This is a genomic window from Pseudomonas sp. JV245A, assembly GCF_032424515.1.
GTDB lineage: Bacteria > Pseudomonadota > Gammaproteobacteria > Pseudomonadales > Pseudomonadaceae > Aquipseudomonas > Aquipseudomonas protegens.
In genome coordinates this window covers 1-373 of the sequence record NZ_VYKE01000581.1, presented here as the reverse complement: position 1 = coordinate 373, position 373 = coordinate 1, and the positions used below count along the sequence as shown (strand labels likewise).

Below are 373 nucleotides of genomic sequence, written 5' to 3'. Positions count from 1 at the left end.
GGGCCCATGTCCTGGAGCGTCTGCCGGAGTACATGGTGCCGGCAGCCTATGTGCAACTGGCGGCGCTGCCCCTGAGCGCCAACGGCAAGCTGGCGCGCGATGCACTGCCGGAGCCGGGCCTGGAAGCGGTGCTGAGCCGCGATTTCGAGCCGCCCCAGGGGCCGCTTGAAACCACCCTGGCGCGGCTCTGGGCCGAGGTGCTGCAAGTGGAGCGGGTAGGGCGCCACGACCACTTCTTCGAACTGGGCGGGCATTCCCTGCTGGCGGTCAGCCTGGTGGCGCGGATGCGCCAGGAAGGCCTGCACGCCGATGCCCGCCTGTTGTTCAGCCAGCCGACCCTGGCGGCGCTGGCGGCCCATACCCTGGGCCAGTT

At 70.8% G+C, this 373-nt stretch carries 1 protein-coding gene; it reads left to right on the top strand.

The window, feature by feature from the left end:
* Positions 1–373 (top strand): phosphopantetheine-binding protein (locus F6S12_RS33135; RefSeq protein WP_315870036.1); only part of this gene is annotated, 373 nt, incomplete at both ends.